The organism is Eudoraea sp. (assembly GCF_049665975.1).
Lineage (GTDB): Bacteria > Bacteroidota > Bacteroidia > Flavobacteriales > Flavobacteriaceae > Eudoraea.
Genome location: NZ_JBATGR010000243.1, coordinates 1 through 5,227, shown reverse-complemented (window position 1 = coordinate 5,227; position 5,227 = coordinate 1). Strand labels below are relative to the sequence as shown.

The window sequence follows — 5,227 nt, the reverse complement described above, 5'->3', positions numbered from 1 at the left end:
CTCTAATATTGATGAGCTGTGGGGGAAAAGAAGAAAAGAAAAAAGACGGTTTTAGTGTCACCAGACAAAAGTCAGAAACAGAGAAACCTGCAACCACTCCTGATACTGAAGTGATAAAAGCATCAGAGCGTATAGATCTAAATAACAAAGGTTTAGGGCCTGTGACTTCAGTCACCTTAAATCCGGAAATTGATCAGGCAATGGCAAGCACAGGAAAAGAAGTATATGACAAAATGTGCCTTGCATGCCATAGAATAGGCAAAAAATTCATTGGTCCTGCCCCTAACGGTATCCTTGAGAGACGTACACCGGAATGGGTTATGAACATGATTCTTAATCCGGAACAGATGGTAAAAGAAGATCCCTTAGCCAAAGATTTGTTGGTAGAGTTCAACGGTTCACCAATGGCGAATCAAGGTCTTACTGAAGAACAAGCAAGGGCTGTCCTGGAGTATTTTAGAACTTTATAATAAACAATCATATGAAAACAATAACTAAATTAAGATTGCTTGTGGGTTCATTTTTTATGCTGATTTTATTTGTCGGTTGTAAAAATGAAGCTAAAACAGAAGGAACAACTTCAACACCACCACCACCAACTGAAGTAAATAAAGAACGAGGCCAGGCCTTTATTGAAGATGACGGATCAACGCCCAATGTACTACAGATTGCTATTGGTTCTCCGGATCATACAACGCTGGTTGCAGCTGTACAAGCTGCCGACCTTGAAAATGTTCTGGTAAATGCCGGGCCATTAATGGTATTTGCCCCTACAAATGAGGCCTTTGACGCACTACCTGAAGGAACCGTTGACAATTTATTAAAACCTGAAAACAAGGAGGCTTTGGCAAATATCTTAAAGTATCATGTTACGCCTGGAAATTATTCTAAAGATTTTCTAAAGAAGTTTAAAAAATTAGGGCAGGCCAATGATCAAAGTGTAATGATTGTTGTTGAAGGGGATGATGTTTTTGTTGGAGGCGCTAAAATAATAGGGAGTGTCAAAGGAGGTAATGGTATTGTCCATGTGGTAGACAAGGTAATGTTGCCGCCGGAAGAATAGAAAACATTAATCAATTAAAACTAAAAATAAAACAATGAAAAATTTAAACTATTTAATTTGTATCCTCTTTGGGTTAGGAATTACCTTTAGCAGTTGCAACAATCAATCTCAGAAATCCAATGGGGCTTTATCCTCAAGCGCTGCTGAAAAAGTATACGTAGCTCCTGGTGAACAAGACGAATTCTACGCTTTCCTTTCTGGAGGCTATAGCGGTAACCTTACTGTATATGGACTTCCCTCAGGACGATTGTTCAAGGAAATCCCGGTATTCTCACAATTCCCGACCTCAGGATATGGTTATTCGGAAGAAACCAAACCAATGTTGAATACTTCCTTTGGATTTATTCCTTGGGATGATTTACACCACCCTGATATTTCACAAACTAATGGTGAATTGGATGGTCGATGGATTTTTGTAAACGGTAACAATACTCCCCGTATAGCAAGGGTAAGTTTGAGCACTTTTGAGACTGAAGAGATTATCGAGGTTCCGAACAGTGCAGGTAACCACAGTTCGTCATTCATTACGGAAAACACTGAGTATGTGGTAGCTGGAACACGATTTTCGGTACCTGTACCACAGCGCGATATGCCTATTAATGAATACAAAGGAAATTTTAAAGGCGCTTTGTCTTTTATTAGTGTAGCGCCTGATACAGGGCGATTAAATCTAGAATTCCAGGTGTTGATGCCAGGGTTCAATTATGATCTTTCGCATCCAGGTCGTGGAAAATCTCATGGGTGGTTCTTCTTTACAACTTATAATACCGAAGAGGCCAGTTCTTTATTGGAAGTCAATGCTTCACAAAATGACAAGGATTTTATCGCCGCTGTAAACTGGAAAAAAATAGAGGAGTATGTTAAAAATGGAGGAGGAACTAAGATGCCCGCTGACTATGCCCACAATGTATATGACGAGGAAACTCATACCGGAACTTCTACCATGAAAAAAGAGGTAATTACTGTAGATCCCACCCAAGTACCGGGATCTTTGTACTTTTTGCCAACTCCTAAATCGCCACACGGTTGTGATGTAGATCCAACAGGGGAATATATTATCGGTAATGGAAAACTATCTGCAGACCTTACTGTGCACTCGTTTGATAAAATGTTGGCCGCAATCGAAGGCAAAAAATTCGATGGCGATGCTTATGGCATTCCTATATTGAAATTTGAAGATGTTTTGGCTGGTGTCGTAAAAAGTGGAGGCCTGGGCCCACTGCATACCGAATTTGATGAAAAGGGTAATGCGTACACTACCTTCTTTATTTCTTCGGAAGTAGTAAAATGGAAAGTGGGGACTTGGGAAGTTCTGGATAGAAAACCGACATATTATTCCGTGGGGCATTTAATGATTCCTGGTGGGAACTCAAGGAAACCTTTCGGCAAGTATGTGGTAGCCATGAACAAGATAACCAAAGACCGGTATCTGCCTACAGGTCCAGAAATGGAGCACTCTGCACAACTTTATGATATTTCGGGAGAAAAAATGGAATTATTATTGGATTTCCCAACCCACGGAGAGCCACATTATGCCGCTGGCTGTCCTGCAGAGTTGTTAGCATCAAATTCGAAAAAAATCTATCGTTTGGATGACAACAAGCATGAATATGCTACGATAGGCGTTGGTGATGCGCGTGTAGAACGCAAGGGAAATGAAGTACATATCTACATGGCTACCATCCGAAGTCATTTTACTCCCGATAATATTGAGGGTATTAAAGTAGGAGATAAGGTATATTTTCATATCACTAACCACGAGCAAGATTTTGATGTGCCACATGGTTTCTCCATTATTGGTCAGGGTACTTCCGAAATTTTAGTAATGCCAGGGCAAACTAAAACCTCGGTATGGGAACCTAAAAAGGTTGGGGTATGGCCATTCTATTGTACCGATTTTTGTTCTGCCTTACACCAGGAAATGCAAGGTTATGTTAGAGTATCTCCTGCAAATTCAAATATTGAACTTTCCTGGTCTTTAGGCGAATGAAAGTACTCAGGTAGATTATTTTAATTCACATATAAAAGCGGGCTGCGTCCAAGACCTGCCCGCTTTATTTACAAATTAAATTATCCCGCCAAAGCCATCTTCGATTTATAAACGATCAAAAAGCAGAAATGATGAAAAAAGCAAGTATCCTTATGATCATTGGTCCTTTGTTTCTTTTGGGATTGTACATTTTCCCTCTATGGAACATAATGCTGGGAGCACCTCAATATCCGGAACCTTTGGGAATGAACATTTATATTGATGGTATTAAGGGAGTTAGTGAATTTGACATTCAGAACATTGACGGTCTTAATCACTACATTGGCATGCGTAAACTGCCAAAACCTGAAGAAATGTGGGAGTTTAAGACTTTTCCATTAGTAATTGGAGGGATGGTGATCCTTGGGGTTTTGATAGGTCTGCTGGGATTTTTTGAAAAAATTAGCTATAATTGGTTTATGGGATGGTTCATACTCATGAGTATTCTAGGAGTACTGGGTATGTATGATTTTAATGCCTGGATGGTAGATTACGGTACCAACCTAGATCCAAATGCTATAATGAAACTCACCAATGCAGACGGAACACCTGTTAGTTACAAACCTCCACTATTTGGCCATGTAAAAATGCTAAATTTTGACGTGACCTCCTTGCCATCAACTGGTGCGTGGTTGATGTTTGTCGGTATGATGCTTACTGTAGCAGCATTTTTTGTAGGTAAAAAAGCGTGGAAACCAGAAAACAGTACCAGCTCGGTGCGACCGATTAAAGTTAAAAAAAATGATAAGTAGATTCTTATTTTTAGGTTTATCACTATTCATATTTGCGTCTTGTGAGGTAAGTCCTAAACCAATTAATTATGGTTCTGACGGATGTCATTTTTGTTCGATGACCATTGTGGATAAACAACATGCAGCTCAAATAGTAACAAAAAAAGGAAAAGCCTTTAAATTTGATGCGGTGGAATGTATGCTTAATCATATGAAAGACATAGATACCGCTACCGTTGCACTTTATTTCTGCAATTATAATTCGCAACCAGGAGAACTGATAGCTGCGCAGGAGGCAACTTATCTGATAAGTGAAAATATACCCAGTCCCATGGGGGAATTCTTAACCGCATTTGACAATATGGAAGCTGCCAGCTTGGCAAAAGAAGAAAATGGAGGAGAGCTCTATTCCTGGAATGAACTTTTGAAACACATGAATAATTAAAATGACGTACACGGTTAATAATGGAATTAATTCACAGGAGTATAATAAGCTACAGATTCATAAGCTGGTAAATACTGAAAACTTAAAAATATTAAGTATTAGCCTTGAAAAAAATGCTATCTTTCCTGAACATGTGTCACCAAAAGATGTACAATTAATTGTATTGGAGGGCGCTATTATTTTTTATATCAATCAGAAAGAGTACCATCTTTCCAAACATCAACATTTTTTCTTTCCTAAAGATGAAAAACATTGGGTAAAAGCACTCGAGAATTCGAAATTCCTTATAATAAGGTAATGCTGATTATGGGTAGATTTTTTCTATTAGGAATATTGTTTCTAAGTATCTTTAGTTTAAAAGCAAAGACCTTGGTAGTATGCTCAGACTGTGAGTTTAGGTCTATTAAAGATGCTGTTTCAAAGTCTTCAAAATTTGATACTGTCCTTATCAAAAAAGGCACCTACAAAGAGTTCAATATCCTTGTAGACAAACCATTAACCTTGAAGGGTGAAAACTACCCCGTAGTAGACGGCGAAGACCGTGGCGAAATCATACGCATTGTTTCCGATAATGTGACTATTGATGGATTATACATTATTAACGTCGGTACCAGTTATACTGCAGATTACGCCGCCATCCGGGTAGTTAAAAGTGAAAACTTCCTGATACAGAACGTAGTCTTGGAAAAGCTCTTTTTCGGTATATATCTTGAAAAATCGAATAACGGTAAAGTGTATAACAACAAGATTAATGGCGATGCAGTGGATGAGTATAATTCTGGTAATGGTATTCAGTTATGGTATTGCCACAATGTTCAGGTAGACCAAAATATTGTACAAGGTGTACGCGATGGTATTTACCTGGAGTTTTCTGATAATGTTACCATCAATAATAACGTGAGCACAAATAATCTGAGGTATGGTCTTCATTTTATGTTTTCAAACGATGATGTGTACAC

At 38.6% G+C, this 5,227-nt stretch carries 7 protein-coding genes; all 7 read left to right on the top strand.

The genetic code is table 11. From position 1 onward, the window contains the following. Window positions 1-470, top strand: a 470-nt coding sequence (locus WBN20_RS08930) for a c-type cytochrome (protein WP_424281434.1), incomplete at its 5' end; no start/stop codon positions are given. Between the two features lie 11 nt (window positions 471-481). After that, window positions 482-1,063, top strand: coding sequence for a fasciclin domain-containing protein (locus WBN20_RS08925; protein ID WP_424273432.1), 582 nt, complete (start codon window positions 482-484; stop codon window positions 1,061-1,063). Between the two features lie 34 nt (window positions 1,064-1,097). Then, window positions 1,098-3,053 carry a Sec-dependent nitrous-oxide reductase gene (gene nosZ, locus WBN20_RS08920; protein WP_424281433.1) on the top strand — a complete coding sequence of 652 codons (1,956 nt, stop codon included), beginning with the start codon at window positions 1,098-1,100 and terminating at the stop codon, window positions 3,051-3,053. A gap of 131 nt (window positions 3,054-3,184) precedes the next feature. After that, window positions 3,185-3,844, top strand: a complete 660-nt coding sequence (locus tag WBN20_RS08915; RefSeq protein ID WP_424281435.1) for a hypothetical protein — start codon at window positions 3,185-3,187, stop codon at window positions 3,842-3,844. After that, window positions 3,834-4,268 carry a nitrous oxide reductase accessory protein NosL gene (locus WBN20_RS08910; protein WP_424271919.1) on the top strand — a complete coding sequence of 145 codons (435 nt, stop codon included), beginning with the start codon at window positions 3,834-3,836 and terminating at the stop codon, window positions 4,266-4,268. The genes WBN20_RS08915 and WBN20_RS08910 overlap by 11 nt, the downstream gene beginning before the upstream one ends. Window position 4,269: 1 nt before the next feature. Beyond that, a complete protein-coding gene (locus tag WBN20_RS08905) occupies window positions 4,270-4,566 on the top strand; it encodes a cupin domain-containing protein (RefSeq protein WP_424271920.1) in 297 nt (98 codons plus the stop codon). An 8-nt stretch (window positions 4,567-4,574) separates the two neighbouring features. Beyond that, window positions 4,575-5,227, top strand: a 653-nt coding sequence (locus WBN20_RS08900; RefSeq protein WP_424281432.1) for a right-handed parallel beta-helix repeat-containing protein, incomplete at its 3' end; no start/stop codon positions are given.